This window comes from uncultured Microbacterium sp. (genome assembly GCF_963528945.1).
Taxonomy (GTDB): Bacteria; Actinomycetota; Actinomycetes; order Actinomycetales; family Microbacteriaceae; genus Microbacterium.
This window is the reverse complement of the sequence record NZ_CAURWX010000002.1, coordinates 314,176-340,279: the sequence shown is the minus strand read 5'-3', so window position 1 is coordinate 340,279 and position 26,104 is coordinate 314,176. Positions and strand designations below refer to the sequence as shown.

Below are 26,104 nucleotides of genomic sequence, written 5' to 3'. Positions count from 1 at the left end.
GCCGGCGGGGGCCGCGCCGAAACACCACATCCGTCGTGAGACACCACGTGCCCCGTGGCTTCTCACGCGAGGAATGGTGTCTCGGCGACGGGTGGCGTCTCAGCGACGCGCGCCCCGGCCCCGAATCACGGCAACGACGGCAGTGAGCACGAGCAGGGCGGCGACGATGAACGCCGCGACGGCGGTCGGCGTGCTCTCGGGCGCGCCGGTAAGGCGCCCGACGGCGAGCCACACGAGGCCCCACGACGTCGCGAGAGCCGGCGCGAGGCGCTTCGTCGCCCAGGCGGCCGCCGCTCCGATGACGAGCACGACGATGAGAACGCCGATCGCCCAGGCATCCGCCGCATCGGCCCAGCTGGCGGGAGCGATCTGGGTGAGCCACGCGGCCGTGTTCGCGACGGTCGCGATCGTCACCCAGCCGAAGTGCAGGCCGTTGGCGCCGTCGGTGAGGATGCGGTCGGCGAGGTTCCGCGCGGGGAAGCGCCCGAGCAGCACGATCACACGAGCGAGCGTCGCGAGCAGCAGGGCGATCACGAGCACGGTGAGCCACAGGGTGAGGAAGCGGGCGGTGACCAGCCAGAGTCCGTTGAGCACCATCGACAGGGCGATCCATCCGCCGACGGCCTGCTGCCGGGCATCCGTCCGTTGCGCGGGCAGCGCCTGCCAGACCGTGTACGCCAACAGCCCGACGTAGATCAGCGACCAGATCGAGAACGCGGGGCCCGCCGGTGCCAGGTACGAGCCCTGGGCCGAGAGGGCTCCGTCCTGCAGGTCGTCGACGGATGCTCCGCCGAAGGCGCCGGCGCCGACGGCTGCCGCGATCAGCATGAACACGGCCGCGGCGATGATGAGGCTCTGACGGGCGATGCCCGCCGTGGGGGTCTTCGTCTGCGTCTCCATGCGGGCACGCTACGCGCCGCTCGCGTGGCGACCCATCCCCTTGACTCTCGCCAGGCTATCCTCTAGCTTGGCTAGCGAATGCCCCCGACAGGCGGATGCCTCAGGCGGCCGTCGCCGCATCCACCAGAACCTCGGCCGCCGCGCGCGCTTGAGCAGCGGCGGACGAGTCGCCCGATATCGCTGCCGTGCTCTGCGCGCCCTCGGCGAGGATCGACAACTGCGCGGCCAGCGCGCTCGACCCGCCGCTGCGCGCGACGAGCTCGGACATGTACCGCTGGAACGAGGCCTTGTGCGCCCGCACGATCTCGGCCACCTCGGGGTTCGTGCCGCCGAGCTCCCCGAATGCGTTGATGAAGGCGCACCCGCGGAACCCGTCGGAGCAGAACCAGTCCTCGAGGTACCCGTAGACCGCGAGCAACCGAGCCCGCGCGTCGTCTCCGGCATCCGCGACGGCCGCCTGCAGTCCGCTCTCCCATTCGCCGTGCCGGCGAGCCAGTACGGCGGCGACGATGTCGGTCTTGGCGGGGAACAGTCCGTACAGGCGACGCAGCGACACCCCGGCGGCCTGCCGGAGTTCGTCCATGCCGACAGCCGCGAATCCCTTGCGGTAGTAGAGCTCCTCGGCGGCGGCGAGGATGCGCTCGCGAGCGTCGTCTTCGGTCATGCCCAGAAGTTTACTTGACACGAGAACGAACGTTCTCTATGTTGGACACATCGAGCGAGAACGATCGTTCTCACCGGAACCGAAAGGACCAGGATCATGGGTTACATCACCGTCGGAAACGAGAACAGCACCCCGATCGAGCTCTACTACGAAGACCAGGGTTCGGGGCAGCCCGTCGTCCTGATCCACGGCTACCCGCTCGACGGCCACAGCTGGGAGCGCCAGACCCGCGAACTGCTCGACCAGGGCTACCGCGTCATCACCTACGACCGCCGCGGCTTCGGTGGCTCGTCGAAGGTCAACGCCGGCTACGACTACGACACCTTCGCCGCCGACCTGAACACCGTGCTCGAGACCCTCGACCTGCGCGACGTCGTGCTCGTCGGCTTCTCAATGGGCACCGGCGAACTCGCCCGCTACGTCAGCCGCTACGGCCACGAGCGCGTCGCGAAGCTCGCCTTCCTCGCCTCGCTCGAGCCGTTCCTCGTGCAGCGCGACGACAACCCCGAGGGCGTGCCGCAGGACGTGTTCGACGGCATCGCCGCCGCCGCGAAGGGCGACCGCTTCGCCTGGTTCACGCAGTTCTACAACGACTTCTACAACCTCGACGAGAACCTCGGCTCGCGCATCAGCCAGGAGGCCGTCACCGGCAGCTGGAACGTCGCGGTCGGCAGCGCACCCGTCGCCGCCTACGCCGTGGTGCCCGCCTGGATCGAAGACTTCCGCGCCGACGTGGAGGCCGTGGCCGCCGCCGCCAAGCCCACGCTCATCCTGCACGGCACGAAGGACAACATCCTTCCCATCGACGCCACCGCGCGCCGGTTCCACCAGGCGGTTCCCGCGGCCGAGTACGTCGAGGTCGAGGGTGCCCCGCACGGTCTGCTCTGGACGCACGCCGACGAGGTCAACGCCGCACTGAAGAGCTTCCTCGCCCAGTAACCCCGCACGCGAAGGGCCCGGCGTCCTGCCGGGCCCTTCGTCGTATCGGTCGAGCCCGAAACGCAGACCGTTCGCGCCGCGGTCGGCGCGTCGGGGCCCGACACCCCGGTGCAGGCGGAGGTCGTCTCCGTTTTCGCCCGGCCGACGGGGACGGGGTGGATGCGCGTCAGCCGCGCATCGCGACGCCGCGGCGCCAGTAGCCCATGAAGGCCACCTGCCCCCGGTCGATGCCGAGGTCCTTCACGAGGTGCCGCCGCAGCGTGGTCACGACGCCGCTCTCGCCCGCGATCCAGAAGTACCGGTCGCCCGGAGCATCCGCCGCCGCGATCTCCTCACCCGACGCCGAATACGCCGGCGTCTCCCACAGCAGGTCGTCGCCCTCGATGTCCTTCACCCGGATCTCGTCGCCCGCGTCGTCGTCACCCAGGTGGGCGAGCACCGCGGGGATGAGCTCGAATCCGTGCGGCTCGCCCTGGGCACGCGGCAGCCACCGCACCTCGACCCCGGCGGGGGCATCGATGGGCAGGGCGTCGGCCGGCTCCGGCACCTCGATGAACGCGCATCCGCGGAGGTCGCGCGGGGCGTCTTCGAGGATGCGCGCGATGGCCGGCGCCGCCGTCTCGTCACCGACGAGCAGCACCGAGGATGCCCCACCCGGCGCGTACTCGACGCCACCGAGGCCCACTCGTCCGCGGCGCGGACCGATGAGGAACAGCTCCTGGCCGACCGATGCGGTGCTGGCCCAGCGCGATGCGGGGCCCGAGAGACCGGGCGCGAGGTGCAGCACGAAGTCGACGTCGACCTCGGTGCCGGCATCCGTCACCCGCAGATCGCGCACCGAGTAGGTGCGCATCGAACCGCGCTCGTCCTCCGGCACCGCGAGGTACGAACCCCACCAGTCGTCGGTGTCTCGATCGAGCGGCGGGAGGATGCCGGAGGCGGGCGGGAAGATGAGCTTGATGCGCACGTCGAAGACGCTCCCCGGGGTGGCGAACTCGTCGAGCTCGTCGCCGCCGAACGTGACTCGCACGAAGTTCGGCGACACCCGCTCGACGCCCCGCACCGCGGCGCGGGCGAGCACGTAGGCCGGCTTCTCGGTGGTCGCGGTCTCAGCGGACATGGTGCCTCCCGATGGGTGTGACCATCGGCTTGCCCGAGACGGGATCGATGGTGATCTGATTGGCGAGGCCGAAGACCTCTTCGACGAGCTCGGCGGTGACGACGTCGGCCGGGGCGCCGATCGCATGCACGCGGCCCTGTTTCATCGCCACGAGCTCGTCGGCGTAGCGCGCCGCCAGATTGAGGTCGTGCAGCACCATCACGATGGTGGTGCCGCGGGCGACGCTCAGGTCGGTGAGCAGGTCGAGCACCTCGACCTGGTGCGCGACATCGAGGAAGGTCGTCGGCTCGTCGAGCAGCAGAATGTCGGTCTCCTGCGCCAGCGCCATCGCGATCCACACGCGCTGCCGCTGTCCGCCCGACAGCTCGTCGACGCTGCGGTCCGCGAGGTCGGCGATACCGGTGGCGTCGAGGGCGTCGGCGACGACCTCGTAGTCGTGGGCGGTCCAGCGGGCGAGCGCCTTCTGGTGCGGATGCCGTCCACGACCGACGAGGTCGGCGACGGCGATGCCCTCGGGCGCGACCGGCGACTGCGGGAGCAGGCCGAGGATGCGGGCGACCTCCTTCGTCGGCCGCGAGTGCACCGACTTCCCGTCGAGCACGACCTGCCCCGCGTTCGGCGAGAGCAGGCGGGCGAGCGACCGGAGCAGCGTCGACTTGCCGCATCCGTTCGCGCCGACGATCGTCGTGATCTTGCCGGGAGCGATCGACAGATCGAGGCCGTCGATGATGGTGCGGTCGCCGTACGCGAGGGTGACGCCCTCGGCCGACAGGCTGTGCGAGACGGTCACAGCGATCCTCCCGAGCGGTTGGTGCGGATGAGCAGATAGATCAGGTACGGGGCGCCGAGCACGCCGGTCACCACGCCGACCGGGTAGCGGGTGCCGAGCAGGAACTGCGCGATGAGGTCGCTGCCGAGCACGAGCGCCGCGCCCACCAATGCGCTGGGCAGCAGCAGGTTCGCGCCGGGGCCGGTGAGGCGTGCGGCGATGGGGCCGGCCATGAAGGCCACGAAGGCGACCGGACCGGCGGCCGCGGTCGCGAACGCCAGGAGTCCGACCGCACCGAGGATGAAGAGCAGTCGGGTGAGCGTCACCCGCACCCCGAGCCCGGAGGCCGAGTCGTCGCCGAGCTGCAGCGCTCCGAGCGCACGCCCCTGCGAGAGCATCAGCGGCACCAGCACGGCGGCCGCGATCAGCATCGGCAGCACACGCTCCCAGGAGGCGTTGTTGAGGCTTCCGGTGAGCCATTGCATGGCGACCTGGATGTCCCAGTTGGCCGCCCGCGAGAGCATGTACGAGATGAGGCTCTGCAGCATCGCCGCGATGCCGATGCCGATGAGGATCAGCCGGGTGCCGGCGAAGCCGCCCTTGATCGACAGCAGGTAGATGACGAGGGCCGTCACGACCGCGCCGCCCAGGGCGAACAGCGACACGAGCGGGCCGTTGAGCGAGAGCACGACGATGCCGAACACCGCCGCCGCCCCGGCCCCGCTGGACACGCCGATGATGTCGGGCGAGGCGAGCGGGTTGCGCAACAGGGTCTGGAACGAGACACCGGCCATGCCGAAACCGAGGCCCACCAGGATCGCGAGCAGCGCGCGCGGCAGGCGCAGGTCGCCGACGGTGAAGGATGCCCCCGGCACGGTCTCGCCCAGCATGACGCGGATGATCTGGTCGGGGGTGTAGAACGTGTTGCCGAACATGAGGGCCACGGCGAACAGCGCGAAGACGAGAACGGCGAGGACGATCGTCGCGACGGCGTGACGGCGGTGACGCGCCCGACGGCCGGCGATGATGCGCGCGACGCGGTGCGCGACCGTCTCGTCGCCACGATCGAGAGTGTGCTCGGCGGACACGGGGTGCTCGGTCGTGCTCACAGCTCACGCACCTTCTGACGGCGAACGATCCAGATGAAGAACGGGGCTCCGATGATCGCGGTGATGATGCCGACCTGGATCTCCTCCGACGACGGCGAAATCACCCGGCCGACGATGTCGCTCGCGGTGAGGAGCGCGGCGCCGGCGAGGGCCGAGAACGGCAGCAGCCAGCGGTGGTCGGTGCCCACGAGCATGCGGCACACGTGGGGGATGATCAGGCCGACGAAGCCGATCGGACCGGCGATCGCAGTGGCGGCACCGGCGAGCACCACCGAGCCGAGGGCCGAGATCATGCGCGTGCGGCCGACGTTCTCGCCGAGGCCCTTCGCCATGTCGTCGCCGAGGGCGAGGGAGTTCATGCCGCGGGCGCTGAGCAGGCAGATGAGCGCGCCGACCGCGAGCACCGGGGCGGTCAGGGCGATACGCGACCACTCGGCGCCGCCGACCCCACCGACCTGCCACGACTGGAAGTTCTGCAGCAGATCGACCCGCGGCAGCATGACCGCGCTGATGAGCGAGGCGAAGGCGGCCGAGGTCGCCGCGCCGGCGAGAGCGAGCTTGAGCGGGGTCGCCCCGCCTCGACCGAGCGATCCGACCGTGTAGACGAAGACCGCCGCGGCCGCCGCACCGACGATCGCGAAGGACATCTGCCCGACCGGGTCGTGCACCGCGAAGAACGCGATGCCGAGCACGACGGCGAGCGAGGCGCCGTTCGAGATGCCGAGGATGCCCGGTTCGGCGATCGGGTTGCGCGTGACCGCCTGCATCGTCGCCCCCGAGAGGGCGAGCGCGGCGCCCACCAGCAGCGCCAGCACCGTGCGCGGGATGCGCTTGACGATGGCCGCCTGCTCGATCGTGTCGGTCTGGCCGCCGAGCGCCGCGACGATGTCGTCGAACGACACGGCTCGCACGCCGAACGAGATCGACAGGATGCTCAACACGACGAGCACCCCGAGGCCCACGAGGAGCCAGGTGATGCGCGCCAGCGCCGGCCGCCGCAGATCTGCGGCGGCCGGCGCGAGGGCTGTTACTGAGGTCACGTGCTGTTCACTCCGCTGATGCGGACGAGCCGATCAGCCGGCGAGCGGCTCGGCGAGCATCGCGAGGTAGTCGTCGATGCCCCACGAGATCGACAGCGGCGACGGGTTGGCGGATGCCGCGATCGGGGTGGAGTTCGGAAGGATCGCGACGTGGCCCTCGGCGATGGCCGGGATCTTCGAGAGCAGCGGGTCGGCCTGGAGCGTCGCGAGGAGCGAGTCGTCGCCGTAGGCGACGAACAGGTCGACGTCGTCGAACTTCGCCGCGTCCTCGGCGCTGACCGTCAGGTCGAACTTGGTGCTGCCCACGCTCTCCTCGACGAGTGCCGGGTAGGGCAGGCCGAGGTTGTCGTGCAGGTAGCCGGGGCGCGTGTCGGTCGCGGTGTAGTAGCCGACCTGGCTGAGGTCGGACGGGTCGAGGTAGGCGAAGAGCACCTTCTTGCCCTGCAACGCGGGGGTGGCCTCGAGTGCGGCCTTGCCCTCGGCGTCGATCTTCTCGATGAGGGCCTGGCCCTCCTCCTCGAGCCCGAGGGCCTTCGAGTTCATCTCGATCATCTCGTCGACCGGGGTGCCCCAGGCGACCTCGGGGTAGGCGACGACCGGGGCGATCTTCGAGAGGGTGTCGTACTCCTCCTCGGTCAGGCCGGAGTACGAGGCGAGGATCACATCGGGCTGCGTGTCGGCGACGGCCTCGTAGTCGATGCCGTCGGTCTCGTCGAAGAGCACCGGGGTCTCGCCGCCGAGCTCGTCGATCTTCTCCTCGACCCAGGGCAGGATGCCGTTGTCGTCGTCGTCGCCCCAGGTGACCTTGCTCATACCCACCGGCACGATGCCGAGCGCGAGGGGCACCTCGTGGTTCGCCCACGCGATCGAGGCGACGCGCTCGGGCTTCTCGGTGATCGTGGTTTCGCCGAACGCGTGCTCGATCGTGACGGGGAACGCGTCGTCGGAAGCGGGGTTGGCGTCGGGGGCGGCGTCGCTCTCGGGCGCGGCGGAGGCGCAGGCCGAGAGGCTCAGCGCAAGGGCCGCGGCGGCACCGAGAGCGAGGAGACGAGAAGAGCGCACGGGTGGTCCCATCTGTTCGGGTGGAGGGCTGCGACGCGAGGGCGTCGGCTTCGGTAAGGCTCACCTAATGTAACCCGAAGTAAGGCAATCCTCAATTCGCCCCCGCCCCCTCCCCCCTTCCCTCTCCCCCTCCTCTCCCTCCCCCTCTCCCTCTCCCACTCCCCTCACTCCCTCGCAGCTCCCGTCGCATTTTCTGTCGCCTGGCCGGAGCTCGGGCGACAGAAAGTGCGACGGGAGCAGAGGGGAGGGGTGGGAAGGGACGGGTGGGAGGGGACGGGCGGAGGGGACGGGCGGAGGGGACGAAAAAACCGGCCGGCCCCCGAAGGGGCCGACCGGCTGTTCGATCACGAAGGATCAGAGGGGGCGAATGTTCGCAGCCTGCATGCCCTTGGGGCCACGCTCGGCGTCGAATTCGACCTTCTGGTTCTCGCGCAGCTCCTTGAAGCCGTTGCCGGTGATCGCCGAGTAGTGGGCGAAGAGGTCGTCCGTGCCGTCATCGGGAGCGATGAAGCCGAAGCCCTTCTCCGAGTTGAACCATTTCACAGTGCCGGTGGCCATGTGTTTCTTCTTTCTGTTGAGCTGGCCGCATCTACACGGCCGAGGCGCTGCACCGAATCGTCCGGTGAGCACGAATTGGGGCGTCGATCGACGCGGGAGTGGACTGCCCTCGATGCAGATTGCACGTCGGGATCCCCAGAGCGGGGCTGAGGTCACGGTATCACGTTCGGCTGACAGTGCGACGGGCAACGTCGGATCACCCGGCAATGGCGACGAGACCGCGCCGTCGCGCGGCTGCGGCCGCCTCGGTGCGCGTGCTGACGCCCAGCTTGCGCAGCACCGCCGACACGTGCACGCTGACCGTCTTGACGCTGATGAACAACCGCTCTCCGATCTGCCGGTTGCTCAGGCCCTCGACGACGAGGTCGAGCACCTGCTGCTCGCGCGCAGTGAGCGCGACGACGTCGCCTCCCGGGCGTGGCAGAGCGGATGCGGCGGGCGCCGCGTCGCGGATGCCCGCTGCCGCGGCGAACGTCGCCACTGCTTCATACAGCCGTGCGTGCCCGAGCGCCTCGGCGATGCGTCGCGCCTCGGCGAGCACCGGGACGGCCGCGGAACGGTCGCCGAGGTGCACGAGCAGCCGCGCGTGTTCGAGGCGCACGACCACCCGGAAGGTGACGGGCACGTTCTCGCCGTCGGCCGCCGAGGTGGCCTGCCGAAGCGACGTTTCACCCGGGTCGAGGAGGGCGTGGAGGATGACCGACCACGCGTCGTTCTCCTCGCGCAGCTGCGGTGGTTGCGCGGCCCAGACAGCCGCCACCCGCCGAGCGACGGCGCCCGTATCGTCGCCGCGTGCCCGCAGCTCCGCGATGATCGCCCCGGCTTGCAGCAGCAGACGCCGCTGGTGCAGCAGCACGGGCCCGGGGTCGTCGAGCATCCCGACGATTTCGGCGAGCGCCGCCGCAGGGTCGCCGGCACTCTCGGCGACCGCGACCGACATCGTGATGCGGTCGTACCAGATCTGCCGCTCGGTCTCTCCGGTTTCACGGAACGCCGGCGTCCATTCCCGGAGCATGTCTGCGGCCTCGTCCGACTGCCCCTGCCACGCGAGAGCCCGCACCCTGGTCATGCTCGAGTACATGCGGAAGACCCGCAACGCCCCCTGCCGGTGATCACGCGACATCATCTCGTCGACGCGGGTGATCTCGCCGCGCTCGAACAGCGCGACCGACATGTTCTGCATCATGATCGACCCCGAACTGCGCCCCACGCCCAGCGAGCGGGCGCGCTCGAGACCCTGCTCGGCGATGCGGATGGCCTCGTCGTAGCGGCCGAGCAGCGTGAGCGCGTCGGAGTAGTTGACGCGATAGCGCAGCTCGGCGTTCGAACTGCGGGCCAGCTCCCGGGCCCGGTCGAACTCGGCGATGCCCCGCTCGAGGTCTCCGAGGTGCGAGTAGGAGACACCGCGCACATTCGCTGCGATCGACAGCTGGTCGGGATCACCGGCGCGCTCGGCGGCCCGGTGCGCCTCGTCGGCGGTGCGGAGGGCGTCGTGCAGGCGACCGGCCACCATGTACCGGCTGGCGAGCTGGTTGAGCACGACGGCACGCAACGCCTCGTCGTCGACCCCGTCATCGACGATCTCGAGCGCCTGCTCCGTGAGGGGGATCGCCCCGGGGCGGCCGAGGTTGGCGAGGTACTGCGCCTTGTCGCGCAGCAATCGGGCGTGCAGCCGCGGGGGAACGGAGTCGGGCTCGATCTCGGCGAGCGCCGCACCGACGACCGCGAGGGCCCTCTCGCCGTCTCCCGCGTTTCGCAGCACGGAGCCGAGCAGTTGCAACAGGTCGACGTGAGGAATGCCGACGGCCTCGTCGGCGTCGGGCACATGCGGCCACAGTGCGAGCGCCAGCTCCCCGAATCGGGCGGCCGTGGCGAAGGCGAAGCGCGTCTTCGCATCGCGCATGGCATCGATCGCGGCGATGAGCGCGCGCCTCTCGTCTTGCGCGAGCTGCCAGTGGTGGGCGAGCGACGCCGTGTCGACCTCCTCGACGCCGTCGCGTCGCGCCTCCAGCGCCTCGGCGTAGGCGCGGTGCAGTCGCGCCCGCTCGCCCGGGAGCAGATCGTCGTGCACGGCCTCGCGCAACAGCGCATGGCGGAAGCGGTACAGGTCGTTCTCGACCACGAGGATGCCGCTGCGCGCTGCCTCGCGCAGGGCGGCGTCGAGGCGCATCTCGGGAAGGGCGGCGAGGTCGGCGAGCAGCGGATGCGCGAGCGGGCGCTCGGCGCCCGAGGCGACCTGCACGACGTGGCGCGCATCGTCGCCGAGTCGGTCGAAGCGCGTGAGCAGCACGTCGCGCAGCCCGTCGGGCAGGGGGCCCGTCGAGCAGTCGGCGAGCTCTTCGACGAAGAACGGCACGCCCTCGGCCCGCGTCTGCATGCGAGCGAGCGCGCTGTCGGAGAGCGGTTCGCCGGTGAGCTGCTCGGCGAGTTCGCGCACGGCCCCGACGTCGAGGCGGTCGAGGGTGACGCGCTCGAGCAGGCGTGCCCGGGTGGCCTCGACGAGGAAGCGGCTCACCGCATCGCCACGACGCACGTCGTCGCTCCGGCAGCTCAGCAGCAGCAGGATGCGCCCCCGCGCCAGGGTGCGCAGCAGGAACGACAGCAGCGCCAGCGTCGACTCGTCGGCCCAGTGCAGGTCTTCGATCACGAGCACCTGGGGCGCCGACTCGGCCGCCGTCTCGACCAGCGTGGCGATCGCGTCACGCAGCCGGTCGGGGCTCGAGAGCGAACGATCGACCGGCTCGTCGGCGAGTTCGGGCAGCAGCATCGCGAGCGCCTCGACGCCGATCCCCACACCCTCGCGCACGCGGTCGACGCCCAGCGACGCGACGATCGATCGGAGGATCGCGGTCAGCGGTCCGTACGCCGTGCGCGCCGGCCCCAGGTCGAGGCACCAGCCCACGTGCACATCGGCCCGCCCGGTCACACCCGCTGCGAACTCGCGGAGCAACCGCGACTTGCCGATGCCGGCTTCACCGTCAACGAGCACCCCCACCGCAGCGCCGTCGGACGCACCGTCGAACAGCCGGTGCACGAACGCCAGTTCGGCGTCGCGCCCGACCATCGCGGTGCTCGACGCGAAGGGGGCCATGCTCTCATCGTGCCAGGTGCCGCCGACGTTGGCAGGGCCTTCCACAGCCCCGCGCGCGGTGCCGGACGACCGCAGGGCGACGACCGGATTCACCGTGCCGCGACCGGCTCGCGCGAGTGCCGCACCCCCACCGCCGCGCCCTCGCGCGGCCGGCGGCGGGCGCGGCGCAGGGGCCGCAGCATCCGCCCCCAGAAGCCGGGGGTCGCAGGGACGATCCGATCCGCGTGCTCGTGCAGGAACCGCCGTCGCTCGACCACCCGGTCGAGCTGCGCCCGCTCCATCTCGGCGACGACCTGAGTGGCGTGAAGGGTCTCGTACATGATATCTCCTCTGTCTGTACGCCCTACCCAACGCTCTGAGGCCCCGCCCGGGCATCCGACGGATTCCCTATCTTCCGTCCACGCACCCCCTTATACGCGAGCCACCCCCTCCGGCACGGGGCGGGAGGGGGTGGCTCGAACAGCTGAGGATGGCCCGCGGGGGCCGAGAGGTCAGGCCTCGACGTCGCCGCGCCAGGCACCGGTCTCGGCGCCGCGGCTCTCGATGAACTCCTTGAAGTTCTTGAGGTCCTTCTTGACCGCGTGCGATCCGGCACCCACCAGGGAGCCGACCTTCTCGAGCATGCCCTCGGGCTCCCAATCGATCTGCACCGTCACGCGGGTCTCGATGTCGGAGAGCTTGTGGAAGGTGACGACGCCGGCGTGCTCGGTGTCTCCGCCGATGCTGTTCCAGGCGACGCGCTCGTCGGGGTGCTGCTCGGTGATCTCGGCGTCGAACTCGCGCTCGACTCCGCCGACCTTCACCTTCCAGCGGTTGTGGGTGTCGTCGATCTGCGTGATCGACTCGACCTCGTCGAGGAACTGCGGGAAGCTCTCGAACTGCGTCCACTGGTTGTAAGCCGTGTTGACGGGGACGTCCACGTCGATGGTTTCGATGATCTGCGCCATGGTGTTCTCCTCCTTGTAGATCGGATACCCATTCGAACCCGGCGACTCGATCCGTGCGAAGGGGTTGACACCGACGGCGGGAAAGCGGATGCTCGCGCCTCCGTCACCCGTGCAGGAGATGTGCGCGACGCGACGCCCGCGGCACATCGGGCGAGAGGATCGCGAGCACCCGCACGAGCGTCGTCATCCACAGCAGTCCGAGCCCCACCGCCATCGCCTCGAGCGCGGTCATCGTGATGAGCCCGAATACGGCGAACAGCACGAACGCGACAGTCACGAGCGCGCCGACCCCGATCGTGGTGATGGTGAGGGCGCGCGGCGCGCCGGGAACGATCACCGCGGTCATCGTCATCGACGCCGCGAACAGCAGCAGTGTGACCGGCGCCACCACGTTGTGCGCCTCGGGGAAGCGGTGCAGGGGTAGCAGACCGACGCCGGCGAGCCCGACACCCGTGACGATCCACAACCCGGACGTGATCGCGATGCGCCCCAGCGCGGGATCGCCGAGCACGCGGTGCAGGTCGCGTCCGATGTACGCGCCGACGGTGCCGACCAGCACCCCCGCCACGATGAGCGTGCCGTTGAAGGCCCACGCGTCGTCACCCATGCCGAGTTGCGAGAAGTTGACCTCCCACCAGCGCGGGTCCGCGGCCGTGACCATGGCGAACAGCGTGCCGATCACCAGGTACCCGAACAGGATGCTCGACAGATCGGCGGTGCGCAGGCCGATGCCCGCCGCGAATGCGAACCGACCGCCCACCGCGGCCGCGAAACCGGTGACGAGAGCGCCGCCGACGGTGGTGAGCTCGAGCCCCTGGAGTCCGATGGCGAGCACCTGCATGCCCAGCAGCACCCCCAGGCCGGTGACCCCGACGAAGGCGACCGTGAGAGCGATCGCCGAGACATCCGTCACGACCTTCTGCCAGCGGGGCATCGGCCGGGTCTCGCCCCGGCGGTGGCGGAGCGTGCTGACCACGAACGCGCCGCCCGCGATCACTCCGGCGATGGTCGCGGCGGGGAGCGCGAGCGCGCCGGAACCGATGAGCGGACGGGGGTCCGGGCCGAGCACGGCGAGCGCCGCGACCGCGCCGAGGAGGAAGCAGGCGACCGTGACCCAGACGGCGACCGTCTCACCGCGGAGACGGTCGCTCTGATCCATGGGTACATCGAATCACGACTGTGTTACGCCGGTGTACCGCGATTTCCGTCGATTTCCGGCCCGCACGGTGGCCGCGGCATCCCAGGCCGGAACCTTGCGCGGCCGAAGCGCCGCCGGAGCGCCGCCGAAGCGCCGCAGATCGGCACGATCTCGCACCCCCGGCGGCGGATGCGTGCGAGATTCTGCAGATCTGCGAGATGCCGCGCAAGACCGGGGCATCCGGCATCCGGCATCCGGCCTCCGGCATCCGGCACCCGGCACCCGGCCTCCGGCCTCCGGCCTCCGAACCGACGGGAGCGGCCGAGCGCAAGGGGCAGGGCCACGCGCATCCGCCCGGCTACCGTGGAGGGATGCGCATACCCGCCGCGATCCGCGTCGCCCAGCGCTCGCCGCTGCTCCAGGTCGTGAAGTCGGCCGCCGCGACGATCGCGGCGTGGCTCATCGCGGGGTGGGTGTTCCCGTCGCAGCTGCCGGTGTTCGCGGCGATCGCCGCCCTCCTCGTCGTGCAACCCAGCGTGAACCAGTCGCTGTCGAAGGCGCTGGAGCGCAGCATCGGCGTGATCGCGGGCGTGATCATCGCGGTCGGGCTCGGACTGCTGCTCGGTTCCCCGAGCTGGATCGTGCTGCTCGCGATCGTCGTGGCGATGCTCGTCGCCTGGGTCTTCCGCGCCTCACCCGGCACCGGCAATCAGGTCGCCATCTCGGCCATGCTCGTGCTGGCTCTCGGCTCATCGAGCCCCGAGTACGCGCTGGCCCGCATCGTCGAGACGCTGATCGGCGTCGTCATCGGCATCGTGGTGAACGCCCTCATCGTGCCGCCCGTGCTCGTCGGCCCGGCGCGACGTCAGCTCGGCCTGCTCGGCGCCGAGCTCGCAGCGAGCCTCGACAGGCTGGCCGATGCCCTGCCCCGGCCACAGCAGCCGGCCCGGCTGCAGGAGCTGATGCTCGAAGCGCGGCTGCTGCGGCCGATGAAGGATGCCGCCGATGCGGCGATCGCCGCGGGAGAGGAGTCGCTGACCCTCAACCCGCGCCGGTCGACCCACCGCTCCGATCTGCGCGAGATGCGGGCCCTGATGGAGCGCCTGTCACCGATCGTCACGCAGGTGATCGGCATGACCCGGGCGTACGCCGACCACTACGACGATTCGATCGGCGAGGAGCCGGCGGTCATCGCCATCGCCGAGCAGCTGCGGAGGGCCGGCCATGACGTGCGCCTCGCGGTGCAGATCGCCGACGTCGCGCCCGAACCCGACGCGCTGACGTCGGCCATCCCGGCGCTGACGTCGCCCCTCGTGATCCGACCGCCGTCGTCGCAGCACTGGATCCTCATCGGCTCGCTCATGGAGGACCTCCGCCGCATCCGCGGTGAGCTCGTCGAGGAGTAGCCCGTCGAGCATCCGCCACCGACCCGACAACAACTCAGGACAGCACCGGCCCCGACCGGCTCCGCCGCCTCATGGCGTGCTCTCGACGCGCGGCCGTCCTGAGTTACGGCGAGCCCACGGCGCTGCCACCGCCATGGGCCGCCATGGTCAGGGGGTCTCGGTGACCGTGCGCGGGCGCGGCTCCGCGAAGCGCGTGTCGGTACATTGGCATGGTGAGCACGCACATCGCGGCCGAGCCCGGCCAGATCGCCCCCATCGTCCTGTTCCCCGGAGACCCGCTGCGGGCGAAGTGGATCGCCGAGACGTTCCTCGAGGGCGCGGAGCTCTACAGCGAGACCCGCGGGATGCTGGGCTACACCGGCACCTGGAACGGCCACCGCGTCTCGGTGCAGGGGTCGGGCATGGGGCAGCCGTCGATGGCGATCTACGCCCACGAGCTCTTCGCCGACTACGACGTGCAGACCATCGTGCGCGTGGGGTCGTGCGGCGCCCTGACCGAGAAGCTGACGGTGCGCGACATCGTCATCGCGAACGCCGCCAGCACCGATTCGGGCATCAACCGCGTGCGATTCCACGGCCTCGACTACGCCCCGGTCGCTGACTTCGCGCTGCTGCGCGCCGCGGTCGAGGCGTCCGAGAGCGAGCAGCTCGACTCGACCGTGCATGTCGGGCAGCTGTTCTCGAGCGACCAGTTCTACAGCACGCGCCCCGAGCTCACCCAGGCGTTCGTGCAGCACGGCATCCTGGGCGTCGAGATGGAGGCCGCCGGCCTGTACACGCTCGCCGCATTCCACGGCCGCCGCGCCCTCGCCATCTGCACCGTGAGCGACCACATCGTCACGGGCGAGGAGACCACCGCGCAGGAGCGCGAGCAGACGTTCGGCGACATGATCCGCATCGCGCTGCGCGCCGCCACCGCGGTCTGACCCTCTGCGGCGCCTCCCGGCGTCGCGACCCCGCACCGGGGTGGGATGATCGAAGCACCATGGCATCGCTCCTCGACCCGACCACCCTGCCCGACGGATCCGATGCGGATGCCGTCTACACGGCGTTCGTTGAATGGGCGGAGTCCACCGGTCTCACCCTGTATCCGGCGCAGGACGAGGCCCTGATCGAGATCGTCTCGGGCAACAATCTGATCCTCTCGACCCCGACCGGCACGGGGAAATCGCTGGTCGCCGTCGGCGCCCACTTCGCCGCCCTGCTCGCCGGGCGACGCAGCTACTACACCGCGCCGATCAAGGCGCTGGTGAGCGAGAAGTTCTTCGCCCTCGTCGATGTCTTCGGCGCCGAGAACGTGGGCATGGTCACCGGCGACTCCGCGGTGAACGCCGACGCGCCGATCATCTGCTGCACAGCCGAGATCCTGGCGAACCTGTCACTGCGTCAGGGTTCGGATGCCGAGGTCGGCCAGGTCGTGATGGACGAGTTCCACTTCTACGGCGACCCCGACCGCGGGTGGGCGTGGCAGGTGCCGCTGCTCGAGCTGCCGCAGGCGCAGTTCGTGCTCATGTCGGCGACGCTCGGCGACGTGACCGACCTCGCCGCCGACCTGACTCGTCGCACCGGCCGCGACACCGCGACCGTGACGGGTGTCGAGCGCCCGGTGCCGCTGCACTTCTTCTACGAGCAGACGCCGATCCACGAGACGATCGACGACCTGCTCAACACCGGCCAGGCGCCGATCTACGTCGTGCACTTCTCGCAGGCGGCCGCGATGGAGCGCGCCCAGGCGCTGTCGAGCACGAAGGTGGCCACGCGGGAGCAGCGCGATGCGATCGCCGATCTCATCGGCGCCTTCCGGTTCACGACCGCGTTCGGCAAGACGCTCTCCCGGTTCCTGCGGGCCGGGATCGGTGTGCACCACGCCGGCATGCTGCCGAAGTACCGTCGCCTCGTCGAGCAGCTCGCCCAACGCGGTCTGCTGCGGGTGATCTGCGGCACCGACACGCTCGGCGTGGGCATCAACGTGCCCATCCGCACCGTGCTGCTCACGGCTCTCACCAAGTTCGACGGCACGCGGATGCGCCAGCTGAACGCCCGCGAGTTCCATCAGATCGCGGGGCGGGCGGGCCGTGCCGGCTACGACACCGCCGGCACCGTCGTCGCCCAGGCGCCGGAGCACGAGACCGAGAACCTGGCCGCGATCCGCAAGGCGGGCGACGACCCGAAGAAGAAGCGCAAGATCATCCGCAAGAAGGCCCCGGACGGCTTCGTGTCGTGGGGCGAGCCGTCGTTCCGCAAGCTGATCGACGCCGAGCCCGAGAAGCTCACCTCGCACATGCAGATCACGAGCGCGATGATGCTGAACGTGATCGGCCGCGGCGGCGACGTGTTCGCGAATATGCGCTCGCTCGTATACGACAATCACGAGCCCCGCCCTCGGCAGCGAGAGCTCGCACTCCGCGCCATCGGCATCTACCGCACGCTGCTCGAATCGGGGGTGGTCGAGCAGACCGACGACGGCATCCGCCTCACGGTCGACCTGCAGCCGAACTTCGCGCTCAACCAGCCGTTGTCGCCGTTCGCCCTCGCCGCGTTCGAGCTGCTCGACCCGGATCAGCCGTCGTATGCGCTCGACATGATCTCGGTCGTCGAGTCGACGCTCGACGACCCGCGGGCGGTGCTCAGCCAGCAGGAGTTCCTCGCTCGCGGCGAAGCCGTCGCCGCGATGAAGTCGGAGGGCATCGAGTACGACGAGCGCATGGAGCTGCTCGAGCAGGTCACGTATCCGAAGCCGCTCGACGAGCTGCTGGGTGCCGCGTTCGAGACGTTCAGCGCGGCGCAGCCGTGGATCCGCGACTTCGAGCTGCACCCGAAATCGGTGGTACGCGACATGTACGAGCGAGCCATGTCGTTCGGGGAATACGTCGCGTACTACAAGATCGCCCGGTCGGAGGGCGTGGTGCTCCGGTACCTCTCCGACGCCTACCGCGCGGCTTCGCAGACCATCCCCGAAGACCTGAAGTCGGAGGACCTGCGCGACCTCATCGAGTGGCTCGGCGAACTCGTGCGACAGGTCGACTCGAGCCTGCTCGACGAGTGGGAGGAGCTGCGCGCCGGCATCGACAACGGCCGGGTCGACGGCGTCGACGACGTCGTGCCGCCGGCGCCGAAGCGGCTCACGAGCAACGTGCGCGCGTTCCGCATCCTCGTGCGCAACGAGATGTTCCGCCGTGTGGCGCTGGCCGCACGCGAAGACGTGGAGACCCTCGCCGACCTGGACCCGGCGTTCGGGGCGGATGCCTGGAACACCGCGCTCGACGGCTACTTCGCCGACCACGACGAGATCCTCACGGGGCCCGACGCCCGCAGCTCGGCGCTGCTGATGATCACCGAGGGCGCCGACGCGTGGACCGTGCGGCAGATCCTCGACGACCCCGCAGGCGACCACGACTGGGGCATCTCGGCGACCGTCGACCTCGCGGCATCCGATGAGGCGGGCACCGCCGTCGTCGAGGTCACGGCGGTCGACCGGCTGTGACCGTCACCCCCGTCCCGCCCCGCGCACCATCCGGGCGATGAGGTCGGGGTACGACACTCCGGCCGCCGCGAACATCCGCGGAGCCTGCGAGGCCGCGGTCAACCCGGGCATCGTGTTCACCTCGTTCAGCACCGGCCCGTCCGCGGTGAGGAAGAAGTCCATGCGGGCGAGTCCGGCGCATCCGAGGGCGTCGAACATCGCCAGAGCTGAACGCCGAAGGCCCGCCTGCTCATCGGACGACAGCGCGGCGGGCACTGTGAAGCGCGCCGTGCCGTCGTATTTGGTCGCCGTGTCGAAAGGCCCCGCCGTGTGGATCTCGAGCGGCGGGGCCGCCCACCGGATCCCCCCGCTCTCGCGCAGCACCGCCACGTCGATCTCCCGACCCCGCACGACTTCCTCTACGAGGATGCGCTGATCGAGCCGCGCGGCAGCGCGCAGAGCGGGGAGCAGATCCGCCTCCGTGCGCACGAGGGCGACACCGTGACTCGACCCCGACGACACCGGCTTGACGACCACCGGGCTGTCGAACTCGACGTCGCCGATCTCGTCCGCCGCGACCACCCGACCCTTCGCGGTGCGCAGGCCCACGGCATCCGCCACGAGCTTGGTCGCCCACTTGTCCATGCCGATCGCGCCGGCGCGCAGGCCCGATCCGACGACCCGCACGCCGGCGAGAGCGCAGAGGGCCGCGAGCGCGCCGTCCTCGCCCAGCGCGCCGTGCACCGCGGGGAAGACCACGTCGGCATCGGCCAGCAGCGGCAGGGCTCGCGCGATCGACTCGGCGGGCGTCGCGGCCGAGGGCCCGCCGTCGGTCCGCCAGATGCCGTCGCGGTCGATGGTCACGCACGTCACGACGTGGTCGCTCATGCGCAGGGCGGCGGCGACCGCCGCGGCCGAGGCGAGCGAGACCTCGTGCTCGACGTTCTGACCGCCCCCGATCACCAGAACCTTCGTGGTCATGCGACGCTCCTCCGCACGCGCGGACCGATGCCGGTGAGGATGGTGTGCGGGATGGTGCCCGCCCACCGCGCCCATTCCTGCACCGACGGCACCCCGCCGCCATCCGGTCCGAACACCGTCGCGATGGTTCCGCGCGGCACGACCTCGTCGCCGGTGTCGACGACGATCTGGTCCATCGACACGCGACCGACGATCGGATGCCGTCTGCCCCCGATCTCGACGGATGCCGCGGGCGAGAGTTCTCGGGGGATGCCGTCGGCGTACCCCAGGCCGAGCACGCTGAGGTGCGTCGTCCGCTCCATGACGTGCCCTCCCCCGTAGCCGACGGGGGTGCCCGCGCGGACCCGCGCCGTGTGGACGACGGCGGCGGTGAGTCGGGCGGCGCCGGCGAGGGCGACGGTCTCCGACGGGTCGATGCCGACGAGGCCTGCGCCGATCCGCACCAGGTCGAAGTGCGTGGCGGGGTCGGCGAGGGTCCCCGCGGTCGCCGCGAGGTGCACGATCACCGGCCCGAGGCCGTCCCGCAGAGCGGCGTCCCGCCCTCGTCGCAGACGCTGCACCGCTGCGGCATTCGCCTCCGGCGTTCCCTCCTCCGCTCGCGGAAGGTGCCCCATGATCCCGCGGACCTCGACCGTGTCCCGCGCACCGCGGGCGACGCGCAGCAGGGCGCTCCACTCGTCGATCGGGCATCCGCCGCGCGCCATGCCCGTGTCGAGGTTGAGGTGCACGCGCACCGGAGCACCGTCGACGTCGTCGGCCTCCACGTCGGCCTCCACGTCGGCCTCCACGTCGGCGATGAGCCGACGGAGTTCGTCGACCGACCCCACCGCCACGTCGACCGCGGACCGGCGCGCCGCCCGCACATCGATGCCCGCCGGATGCAGCCAGGCGAGCATCGGCACGCGCAGGCCGGCATCGCGCAGCGCGGCGGCGTCGGCGATGTCGGTCAGCCCCAGCCAGCCCGCTCCCGCGTCGACCGCCGCGCGGGCGACCGGTACGGCGCCGAGGCCGTACCCGTCGGCCTTGACGACGGCCATCACCGTGGCGGCGGTACGTCGACGCACCTCGGCGACGTTCGCCGCGACCGCGTGCGGCAGCGTGGTGAGGGTGGGCGGGGCGAGGCGCGACAGCGCGCGCGTCGACCTGTCGAGCACGGCGGTCATCGTCGCATCCTCGGGTCTTCGGTGGGATCGGTGTACATCTCGGGGCACCCGTCGTCGACCGCCTCGGGCCGCAGCTCGTAGTGCCACGACTCGTTGCCGTAGATCTGGCAGAGGCCGTAGTCGGCTCCGTGCCGCACCAGCCAGTCGAGCGTGGGAAGCCCGCCGAGGTCGACCGCGTCGCCCGACACGTGCAGCGATGTCTCGGGGGTGGCGACCCAGCGCGCCGCCTCTTCGGCCGACCCGTAGCTGACGACGGCCTCGTCGAGCATGTGCTGCTGGAGGGCCGCCGAGCGCCACCCGCTGTTCACGAGGAATGGCACATCGGCGTCGGATGCCGCGCGCTGCAGCGCATCGAGCAGCGCCGGGTCGAGATTGCCCACCGCCACCCGATCGGTGTCGAAGACCGTGGGCTGGTCGCCGTCGCGGATCACGCCGTCGGCCTCGCTCGGCGCGACCGTCGAGCCACCGGCCGGCGAGCCGTTCGGCACGGGGGCGTGGGGCGCGTTCGTGCCCGGAGAGGATCCGCCACTCGCCGAGTGCGGCGAGAACAGGGAGTCGGCGGCGGCGAGCGACTGCTGCACCGCGAACGCGCCGAGCAAGGCGACGAGCAGGGCGCTCAGCAACCAGACGAGGCGTGAGGCACGGCGGTGGGGGGAGGTGGTGCTGTTCATGCCTCCACTCCAGCCGGGGCGCTGTTGCCACGGCGTATGCGGTTTCGCATACGTTCGCGATATACGGCCCTGCGTAGGATCGCTGCCATGCGTGTACTGATCGTCGAGGACGAGCCCTATCTCGCCGAGGCCGTACGCGACGGGCTCCGGCTCGAAGCGATCGCGGCCGACATCGCCGGCGACGGCCACGTCGCACTCGAGATGCTCGACATCAACGAGTACGACATCGCGGTGCTCGACCGTGACATCCCCGGTCCGTCGGGCGACGACATCGCCCGAGCGATCGTCGCGTCGGGCAGCGGCATCCCGATCATCATGCTCACCGCCGCCGACCGGCTCGACGACAAGGCGTCGGGGTTCGAACTCGGTGCCGACGACTACCTCACCAAGCCGTTCGAGCTGCGAGAACTCGTGCTGCGGCTGCGCGCGCTGGCCCGTCGTCGCGAGCGCGTGCGTCCGCCCGTTCTCGAGGTCGCGGGGCTGCGTCTCGACCCGTTCCGGCGGGAGGTCTACCGCGACGGGCACTACATCGCCCTGACGCGCAAGCAGTTCGCGGTGCTCGAAGTGCTCGTCGACGCCGAGGGCGGGGTGGTGAGCGCCGAGGAGCTCCTCGAACGCGCCTGGGACGAGAACGCCGACCCCTTCACGAACGCCGTGCGCATCACCGTGTCGTCGCTGCGCAAGCGGCTGGGCGAGCCGTGGGTGATCGCGACCGTGCCCGGGGTCGGGTATCGGATCGACGTCGGGGGGCCTGCTGACGGGCGGGCGGCACCCGGGGCGGGTGCTGGGGCGGATGCGCGGAGTGGCGCGGGAGTCGCGGCTGGGGCGGATGCGCTCGGTGGATAGGCGCCGAGGCCTGAGCGCGCGCCTCAAGCTCGCGCTCAGCTACGCCGCAGTGGTCGCGGGCACCGGAGCGGTGCTTCTGACCGTGGTCGGTCTGTTCCTGCTGCGCTACGTGCCCGACGTGCAGATCGTCGCCGATGTGCGCGTGCCGAACCGTCGCGACCTGCTGCGTGCCTTCGCCCCCGTCGCGACCTGGGCCATGATCGGCCTGCTCGTCGTCGGACTGGTCGGCGGGTGGCTGCTCGCTGGACGGATGCTCTCGCCGCTGTCGCGCATCGGTGCCGCCGCGCAGCTCGCTGCCCGAGGGTCCTTGTCGCACCGGGTGGCGCTGCCCGGTGCGCGCGACGAGTTCCGCGACCTCGCCGACGTGTTCGACGGGATGCTCGCGCAGCTCGAGGCCCACGTCGACGAGCAACGACGGTTCGCCGCGAACGCCTCGCACGAGCTGCGCACGCCGCTCGCGATCTCGCAAACGCTGCTCGAAGTGGCACGGAACGACCCCGACCGCGACGCCGACGCGCTGATCGCACGGCTGTACGAGGTGAACGCGCGGGCGATCGAGTTGACCGAGGCGCTGTTGCTGTTGAGCCGCGCCGAACGCCGCTCCTTCACGCGGGAGACGGTCGACGTGTCACTCATCGCGGAAGACGCCGTCGAGACGCTCCTGCCGCTCGCCGACCGCCGAGGCGTCGCGGTCGAAGTCGGCGAGACGGTGGTCGGGCCCGGAGGGGACCAGGCGTCGGCCGCGGGTGTCGTGCTCGGATCGGGCGCGCTGCTGCAGCAGCTCGTCGCGAACCTCGTGCACAACGCGATCGTGCACAACCTCCCTGCCGGCGGACGAGTGGCGGTGCGGGTGCACGAGCTGCACGATGCGGTCGCACTGGTCGTGGAGAACACGGGGCCGTCGGTGGCTCCCGAGCGCCTCGACAGCCTGGTCGAGCCGTTCCACCGCGGCGCCGAGCGCACGCGCTCCGACGACCATGCCGGAGCGGGCCTCGGTCTCGCCATCGCCGAGCGGATCACCCAGGCCCACGACGGCTCGCTCATCCTCACCGCGCGTCCCGACGGCGGACTGATCGTCACGGTGTGGCTCCCCCGCGCCTGACCAACGGCCTGCCCGGGTGAACTGCAGGCACCGCGGCCATTTGCAGGCGCGCACGCGCCGAGATCGCCTGCAGATGCCCGCGGTGCCGGCAACTCACAAGGGGCCGTCGGCGGGATGGCCGGAGGCGGCCTGGCCCTGTGGATAACTCCGGCGGATGCGCTCGGATTCGAGCTACCGTGTGCCCGTGATCCCGCCATCCCCTCGCCGCACTGTGCTCGCCTCCGTCGCGCTCATCACGCTCACAACGCTCGCAGCGACAGGCGGATGCTCCGCCTCACCAGCGCCGAAACCCACACCGACTCCGCTTTTCGCATCAGAAGAAGAGGCCTTCGCCGCCGCGGAGGAGGTGTACCGGGAATACAACGAGGCAGGCAGCAGAGGCGACGACACCACTAAGTTCCTCACGGGTACTGCACTCGAGAGCGAGCTCGAGACGCTGCGCTACCTCGAAGAGAACTCACTCGTTCTCGAAGGAGCCAGCGTGCTCACCGGTTTCGAAGCAGTGAACGCGTCGCCGTCAGGTGGTTCCTACGACCTCGACGCTCGCGTGTGCCTCGACCTTTCGTCCGTCGCCGTCCTCGACCAAAACGGGGACGACATCACACCGCCTGAGCGGGCAGATTCGGTTTCGTTGACGGTGTCGTTCGTCCCGCATGGGAAGGCTTTCCTCATCTCGTCATCTGAGACCAGCGAGGAGCTGTCATGCTGAGTCGCGCGGTGGCGGGAGTCCTGCTCCTCTCGTTGTTGTCCGGTGGCCCCAGCGTTCCGATGGAGAACTGCACTGAGGCTCGCGCAAAGGTCAGTTTGTGCGGCTCGAACGATGGATCTTCGGTCACCATCACCGGCGATCAGAAGGGCCCCCGGTCGCCGGGCGGCCCTTCGAACCCCGGTGGCAGCTCGCGTCCGTCGGGTTCCGCCGCTCCCGAAGACACCCGCCCGATCTGCACGAACGTGATCCGCGAGGACTGCCGTAAGGGCCTCATTCGCATCGACGCCGTGCCCTCCCCGGCATCCGGCGCTCCGGAGGTCACCATCTCCGACGTCGCGAGCTTCGCCCCCGCACCCCCGACCACTCTGGCCGAGCCTTCGAGCCTCGGTGTCGCCGGGCGTCCGGCGAACTTCGTCGCGACGGCATCCGCCCACACCCGGGAGGGCACGATTCTCGGCGCGCCCGTCACTGTTCGCTTCACCCCGTCGGCCTACACCTTCGACTACGGCGACGGCACCGCCGCCACCCGAACCACCGGCGGTGCGACGTGGTCGGCGCTCGGTCAGGCGGCCTTCACCCCGACCGACACCAGCCACGTCTACGAGCGCCGCGGGGAGTACACCGCGACCGTCACCGTCCACTACACGGCCGATGTCGATCTCGGCGCCGGATGGATCCCTCTCGACGGCACCCTCCCCGTCGCCAGCCCTCCCCAGACGATCCGCATCTTCGAGGCCCACACCGGCCTCGTCCACCACACCTGCATCGAAGACCCCGACGCTCCCGGCTGCTGATCCCCGCCGATTCCCCGCCCCCCGCCGCCCCTGCGACCCACAGCCCCCACCACTCCCCGCTCCCGTCGCGTTTTCTGTCGCCTCGGCGACGCGCAAGCGACAGAAATTGCGACCGGAGCGGCTGCTGCGGTCGTCACGTCCTCCGGAGCCGCTCATAACCACACGCCGCGGCCCCGCGCGCCCCCCGCCTGCACGGAATGGGCACACTTGCACGACCGAACCGCCCGATCCTCCGTGCATCCGTGCCGGCTCCGTGCAACTGACGCCCGGCACCCCGCACCTCAGCGCCCTGCCTCGACCCCGCCCTTGCCGCGTGTGCCTCGCCCGCACTTGCACGGAATGGGCACAGTTGCACGACCGAACCGCCCGATCCTCCGTGCATCCGTGGCCGCTCCGTGCAACTGACGCCCCGCGCCTTGTCACGCAGCACCCCGCACCCCGGGCACCCGGGCACCCAGGGCGGCACGCCCGGGCGCGCCGACCACCCCCTACCGCGGCGGCCCCACCGACCCGCGCTCGACGAGCTCCTGTGGCAGGGTGTGCACGGTCGCCGGGCCCGATTCGCCCTCGATCCGGGCGATGAGCAGTCGGGCGGCCATGGCGCCGAGTTCGCGTTCCGGCTGCGACACGACGGTGATTCCGGGCTCGGTCACCGACGTCCACGGGGCGTTGTCGAATCCGACCAGCGAGATGTCATCGGGGATGCGCAGGCCGAGGTCGCGGATCGCGCGGAACGCCTGGATCGCGATGACGCTGTCCGACGCGATGATCGCGGTCACGGCGGCGTCGCCGGTGATGAGCTCGGTGACCATGCGTCCGATCCCCTCGACGTTCGCTCCGAGGCGCACGAACGCCAGCGGGTCGTCGATGCCCGCCCGCCGCAGGGCCGTGCCGATGCCGCTCACACGATCGTCGATCACCGACGACGCGAGGCCCGGCGAGAAGCGCAGGGTGCCGTCGTCGTCCCAGACCGCCCGGGGTTCGATGGGCGCGGGGTCTTCGAGCGTCGAGACGTAGGCGATGCGGCGGTGTCCGGCATCCAGCAGCACCTGCGCGAGCCGCTGAGCGCCGTCGCGGTTGTCGGCGATGACGGCCTCGGCGTCGAAGCCGTAGACCACGCGGTCGAAGAACACCACGGGCCGGGCCGCATCGGCGATCGACGCGTAGCTCGCGGCGCGCAGCGAGGATGCCGGTGCGATGAGCAGCCCGTCGACGCGCTTCGACAGCTGCACCTCGATCGCGCTCTCCTCGGCGTCGGGCTGCTCACTCGAGTTCGACAGGATGAGGTCGTATCCGGCGGCTTCGGCGACGTCGGATGCTCCGCGGGTGGCCTGCGCGAAGGCGGGGTTCTCGATGTCGCCGACGATGATGCCGATCGAGTTCGAGCGTCCGGTGCTCATGCTGCGGGCGACCTCGTTCGGCCGGTAGCCGAGCTCGGCAGCCGCCGCGCGCACCTTCTCGCGCACCTTCGCGCTGACGGCGCCGTAGTCGCCGAGGGCCCGTGCCGCGGTGGCCTTCGCCACTCCCGCCAATGTCGCGACATCGGCGACCGTCGCCCCGCGGCGTCCCTCGTTCTGCGCACTCACCCGTCGCACTCTCCCTCTCCCTTGCGGCTTCTCAGCATATTGACGC

General features: G+C 70.7%; 24 protein-coding genes. 8 read left to right on the top strand and 16 right to left on the bottom strand.

The genetic code is table 11. The features are described 5' to 3' along the window. Window positions 1–99: 99 nt before the first annotated feature. On the bottom strand, window positions 100–900 hold the full coding sequence (locus RWS82_RS08785) for a tryptophan-rich sensory protein (RefSeq protein ID WP_314648976.1): 801 nt from the start codon (window positions 898–900) through the stop codon (window positions 100–102). 100 nt (window positions 901–1,000) lie between these two features. Then, the gene (locus RWS82_RS08780) at window positions 1,001–1,564 is read right to left on the bottom strand and encodes a TetR/AcrR family transcriptional regulator (protein WP_314648974.1); all 564 of its coding nucleotides are present in this window, start codon (window positions 1,562–1,564) and stop codon (window positions 1,001–1,003) included. A 96-nt stretch (window positions 1,565–1,660) separates the two neighbouring features. Between RWS82_RS08780 and RWS82_RS08775 the strand changes: the two genes are divergently transcribed. Beyond that, window positions 1,661–2,503: an alpha/beta hydrolase gene (locus RWS82_RS08775; protein ID WP_314648972.1), complete on the top strand. Its 843-nt coding sequence runs from the start codon at window positions 1,661–1,663 to the stop codon at window positions 2,501–2,503. Window positions 2,504–2,669: 166 nt separating this feature from the next. Here RWS82_RS08775 and RWS82_RS08770 read toward each other — a convergent pair whose 3' ends face one another. The 10 genes from RWS82_RS08770 to RWS82_RS08725 all read right to left on the bottom strand — a co-directional run bounded on the left by RWS82_RS08770 (window position 2,670) and on the right by RWS82_RS08725 (window position 13,358). Further along, window positions 2,670–3,623, bottom strand: coding sequence for a siderophore-interacting protein (locus tag RWS82_RS08770; RefSeq protein ID WP_314648970.1), 954 nt, complete (start codon window positions 3,621–3,623; stop codon window positions 2,670–2,672). After that, the gene (locus RWS82_RS08765; protein WP_314648968.1) at window positions 3,613–4,413 is read right to left on the bottom strand and encodes an ABC transporter ATP-binding protein; all 801 of its coding nucleotides are present in this window, start codon (window positions 4,411–4,413) and stop codon (window positions 3,613–3,615) included. The genes RWS82_RS08770 and RWS82_RS08765 overlap by 11 nt, the downstream gene beginning before the upstream one ends. Further along, the gene (locus RWS82_RS08760; RefSeq protein WP_314648965.1) at window positions 4,410–5,501 is read right to left on the bottom strand and encodes an iron chelate uptake ABC transporter family permease subunit; all 1,092 of its coding nucleotides are present in this window, start codon (window positions 5,499–5,501) and stop codon (window positions 4,410–4,412) included. The genes RWS82_RS08765 and RWS82_RS08760 overlap by 4 nt, the downstream gene beginning before the upstream one ends. Beyond that, window positions 5,498–6,541: an iron ABC transporter permease gene (locus RWS82_RS08755; protein ID WP_314648962.1), complete on the bottom strand. Its 1,044-nt coding sequence runs from the start codon at window positions 6,539–6,541 to the stop codon at window positions 5,498–5,500. The genes RWS82_RS08760 and RWS82_RS08755 overlap by 4 nt, the downstream gene beginning before the upstream one ends. Before the next feature lie 33 nt (window positions 6,542–6,574). After that, window positions 6,575–7,603, bottom strand: a complete 1,029-nt coding sequence (locus RWS82_RS08750) for an iron-siderophore ABC transporter substrate-binding protein (protein WP_314648960.1) — start codon at window positions 7,601–7,603, stop codon at window positions 6,575–6,577. 354 nt (window positions 7,604–7,957) lie between these two features. Continuing rightward, a complete protein-coding gene (locus RWS82_RS08745) occupies window positions 7,958–8,161 on the bottom strand; it encodes a cold-shock protein (RefSeq protein ID WP_314648958.1) in 204 nt (67 codons plus the stop codon). A 196-nt stretch (window positions 8,162–8,357) separates the two neighbouring features. After that, the gene (locus RWS82_RS08740; protein ID WP_314648956.1) at window positions 8,358–11,252 is read right to left on the bottom strand and encodes an AAA family ATPase; all 2,895 of its coding nucleotides are present in this window, start codon (window positions 11,250–11,252) and stop codon (window positions 8,358–8,360) included. Between the two features lie 89 nt (window positions 11,253–11,341). Then, a complete protein-coding gene (locus RWS82_RS08735) occupies window positions 11,342–11,572 on the bottom strand; it encodes a hypothetical protein (RefSeq protein WP_314648954.1) in 231 nt (76 codons plus the stop codon). Between the two features lie 171 nt (window positions 11,573–11,743). Then, a complete protein-coding gene (locus RWS82_RS08730; RefSeq protein ID WP_314648952.1) occupies window positions 11,744–12,199 on the bottom strand; it encodes an SRPBCC family protein in 456 nt (151 codons plus the stop codon). 103 nt (window positions 12,200–12,302) lie between these two features. Then, a complete protein-coding gene (locus RWS82_RS08725; RefSeq protein WP_314648950.1) occupies window positions 12,303–13,358 on the bottom strand; it encodes a DUF998 domain-containing protein in 1,056 nt (351 codons plus the stop codon). Window positions 13,359–13,708: 350 nt separating this feature from the next. On the opposite strand from RWS82_RS08725, the gene RWS82_RS08720 reads away from it, so the two are divergent. The 3 genes from RWS82_RS08720 (at window position 13,709) to RWS82_RS08710 (ending at window position 18,227) form a co-directional block, all read left to right on the top strand. Next, complete coding sequence (locus RWS82_RS08720) at window positions 13,709–14,743, top strand: FUSC family protein (RefSeq protein WP_314649509.1); 1,035 nt, start codon at window positions 13,709–13,711, stop codon at window positions 14,741–14,743. Window positions 14,744–14,955: 212 nt separating this feature from the next. Continuing rightward, entirely contained in the window at window positions 14,956–15,669 is a 714-nt protein-coding gene (deoD, locus tag RWS82_RS08715; protein WP_314648945.1) for a purine-nucleoside phosphorylase, read from the top strand. A 59-nt stretch (window positions 15,670–15,728) separates the two neighbouring features. Further along, the gene (locus tag RWS82_RS08710) at window positions 15,729–18,227 is read left to right on the top strand and encodes a DUF3516 domain-containing protein (protein ID WP_314648942.1); all 2,499 of its coding nucleotides are present in this window, start codon (window positions 15,729–15,731) and stop codon (window positions 18,225–18,227) included. A gap of 3 nt (window positions 18,228–18,230) precedes the next feature. On the opposite strand, the gene RWS82_RS08705 is transcribed toward RWS82_RS08710, so the two are convergent. From RWS82_RS08705 to RWS82_RS08695, 3 genes are read right to left on the bottom strand one after another with little or no spacing between them, the layout of a single operon-like run. Then, window positions 18,231–19,187: a D-alanine--D-alanine ligase gene (locus RWS82_RS08705; protein ID WP_314648941.1), complete on the bottom strand. Its 957-nt coding sequence runs from the start codon at window positions 19,185–19,187 to the stop codon at window positions 18,231–18,233. Beyond that, entirely contained in the window at window positions 19,184–20,350 is a 1,167-nt protein-coding gene (alr, locus tag RWS82_RS08700) for an alanine racemase (protein WP_314648938.1), read from the bottom strand. The genes RWS82_RS08705 and alr overlap by 4 nt, the downstream gene beginning before the upstream one ends. Beyond that, window positions 20,347–21,021 carry a M15 family metallopeptidase gene (locus RWS82_RS08695; RefSeq protein WP_314648936.1) on the bottom strand — a complete coding sequence of 225 codons (675 nt, stop codon included), beginning with the start codon at window positions 21,019–21,021 and terminating at the stop codon, window positions 20,347–20,349. The genes alr and RWS82_RS08695 overlap by 4 nt, the downstream gene beginning before the upstream one ends. Window positions 21,022–21,108: 87 nt before the next feature. Between RWS82_RS08695 and RWS82_RS08690 the strand changes: the two genes are divergently transcribed. From RWS82_RS08690 to RWS82_RS08675, 4 genes are all read left to right on the top strand, one after another. Next, the gene (locus tag RWS82_RS08690; RefSeq protein WP_314648932.1) at window positions 21,109–21,867 is read left to right on the top strand and encodes a response regulator transcription factor; all 759 of its coding nucleotides are present in this window, start codon (window positions 21,109–21,111) and stop codon (window positions 21,865–21,867) included. After that, window positions 21,851–22,969: a HAMP domain-containing sensor histidine kinase gene (locus RWS82_RS08685; RefSeq protein WP_314648930.1), complete on the top strand. Its 1,119-nt coding sequence runs from the start codon at window positions 21,851–21,853 to the stop codon at window positions 22,967–22,969. The genes RWS82_RS08690 and RWS82_RS08685 overlap by 17 nt, the downstream gene beginning before the upstream one ends. Window positions 22,970–23,153: 184 nt before the next feature. Continuing rightward, the gene (locus RWS82_RS08680) at window positions 23,154–23,678 is read left to right on the top strand and encodes a hypothetical protein (protein WP_314648928.1); all 525 of its coding nucleotides are present in this window, start codon (window positions 23,154–23,156) and stop codon (window positions 23,676–23,678) included. A 287-nt stretch (window positions 23,679–23,965) separates the two neighbouring features. Continuing rightward, a complete protein-coding gene (locus tag RWS82_RS08675) occupies window positions 23,966–24,472 on the top strand; it encodes a PKD domain-containing protein (RefSeq protein WP_314648927.1) in 507 nt (168 codons plus the stop codon). A gap of 488 nt (window positions 24,473–24,960) precedes the next feature. On the opposite strand, the gene RWS82_RS08670 is transcribed toward RWS82_RS08675, so the two are convergent. Continuing rightward, complete coding sequence (locus tag RWS82_RS08670; protein ID WP_314648925.1) at window positions 24,961–26,058, bottom strand: LacI family DNA-binding transcriptional regulator; 1,098 nt, start codon at window positions 26,056–26,058, stop codon at window positions 24,961–24,963. Between the last annotated feature and the right edge of the window lie 46 nt (window positions 26,059–26,104).

What these genes read in the sequence shown, in the direction of transcription:
- RWS82_RS08785 (WP_314648976.1), bottom strand. Translation starts at nt 900, where the DNA reads ATGGAGACGCAGACGAAGACCCCCACGGCGGGCATCGCCCGTCAGAGC.
- RWS82_RS08780 (WP_314648974.1), bottom strand. Translation starts at nt 1,564, where the DNA reads ATGACCGAAGACGACGCTCGCGAGCGCATCCTCGCCGCCGCCGAGGAG.
- RWS82_RS08775 (WP_314648972.1), top strand. Translation starts at nt 1,661, where the DNA reads ATGGGTTACATCACCGTCGGAAACGAGAACAGCACCCCGATCGAGCTC.
- RWS82_RS08770 (WP_314648970.1), bottom strand. Translation starts at nt 3,623, where the DNA reads ATGTCCGCTGAGACCGCGACCACCGAGAAGCCGGCCTACGTGCTCGCC.
- RWS82_RS08745 (WP_314648958.1), bottom strand. Translation starts at nt 8,161, where the DNA reads ATGGCCACCGGCACTGTGAAATGGTTCAACTCGGAGAAGGGCTTCGGC.
- RWS82_RS08740 (WP_314648956.1), bottom strand. Translation starts at nt 11,252, where the DNA reads ATGGCCCCCTTCGCGTCGAGCACCGCGATGGTCGGGCGCGACGCCGAA.
- RWS82_RS08735 (WP_314648954.1), bottom strand. Translation starts at nt 11,572, where the DNA reads ATGTACGAGACCCTTCACGCCACTCAGGTCGTCGCCGAGATGGAGCGG.
- RWS82_RS08730 (WP_314648952.1), bottom strand. Translation starts at nt 12,199, where the DNA reads ATGGCGCAGATCATCGAAACCATCGACGTGGACGTCCCCGTCAACACG.
- RWS82_RS08725 (WP_314648950.1), bottom strand. Translation starts at nt 13,358, where the DNA reads ATGGATCAGAGCGACCGTCTCCGCGGTGAGACGGTCGCCGTCTGGGTC.
- RWS82_RS08720 (WP_314649509.1), top strand. Translation starts at nt 13,709, where the DNA reads ATGCGCATACCCGCCGCGATCCGCGTCGCCCAGCGCTCGCCGCTGCTC.
- RWS82_RS08710 (WP_314648942.1), top strand. Translation starts at nt 15,729, where the DNA reads ATGGCATCGCTCCTCGACCCGACCACCCTGCCCGACGGATCCGATGCG.
- RWS82_RS08705 (WP_314648941.1), bottom strand. Translation starts at nt 19,187, where the DNA reads ATGACCACGAAGGTTCTGGTGATCGGGGGCGGTCAGAACGTCGAGCAC.
- alr (WP_314648938.1), bottom strand. Translation starts at nt 20,350, where the DNA reads ATGACCGCCGTGCTCGACAGGTCGACGCGCGCGCTGTCGCGCCTCGCC.
- RWS82_RS08695 (WP_314648936.1), bottom strand. Translation starts at nt 21,021, where the DNA reads ATGAACAGCACCACCTCCCCCCACCGCCGTGCCTCACGCCTCGTCTGG.
- RWS82_RS08690 (WP_314648932.1), top strand. Translation starts at nt 21,109, where the DNA reads ATGCGTGTACTGATCGTCGAGGACGAGCCCTATCTCGCCGAGGCCGTA.
- RWS82_RS08685 (WP_314648930.1), top strand. Translation starts at nt 21,851, where the DNA reads ATGCGCTCGGTGGATAGGCGCCGAGGCCTGAGCGCGCGCCTCAAGCTC.